1 protein-coding gene is annotated in these 670 nt (G+C 54.8%); it reads left to right on the forward strand.

Going from position 1 to position 670, the window contains the following annotated elements; genetic code table 11:
• On the forward strand, positions 1–260 hold a 260-nt coding region (locus F560_RS22720), incomplete at its 5' end, for an integrase core domain-containing protein (protein ID WP_019004999.1).
• Positions 261–670: the final 410 nt, after the last annotated feature.

The raw sequence follows: 670 nt of genomic DNA on the forward strand, positions 1-670 counted from the left end.
GACTGGAGTCGAACCAAATGATTGGCAGCATGAGTCGCAAGGGCAACTGTTACGACAATGCCTGCATCGAATCTTTCCACAGCGTTCTCAAGAAAGAGCTCATTTACCAAACGAAATTTAACACTCGTAAACAGGCGTATGATGCGATTTACGAGTACATTGAATTGGAGTATAACCGCATCCGTATCCATTCGTCGATCGGTTATCTGACTCCGTATTTGTACGAAAAAAGGTACTATGAGCAACTCCAGGCAGGATAAAAGTTGTGTCCACTTTCTTGACAGTGATCCAATTTCAGCGGTTTTGGGGCCGTATAACGGAACGGTGGTCCTATGTTCCCGGACAAACGGGTTCGCGGACGGGTTTGCGGAAGGCCGGACCCCACTCGCTAAACGGCCCGCCGATACCCGCTCACCTGGGAGCGTCAAGGGATCGGCAAGAGCCGTATCCTCCAGAGCCGCAATCCGCCGTTGCCCAGATGCAAACCAGCGGACAGCCGGCAAGCCCGGACGCGCATCGGACCCTTCTTTGCCGCCAGTCCCACTGCTCACCCGCCATGTAGTCCGTCCAGTACCCTTCTTTGCTGCCAGCCCCGACGATAACCCGCCATGTAGTCCGCCCAGTACCCTTCTTGGCCGTCAACCCCACTGCTCACCCGCCATGTAGTCCG

Origin of the sequence: Cohnella laeviribosi DSM 21336, from assembly GCF_000378425.1 — a bacterium.
GTDB lineage: Bacteria > Bacillota > Bacilli > Paenibacillales > Paenibacillaceae > Cohnella > Cohnella laeviribosi.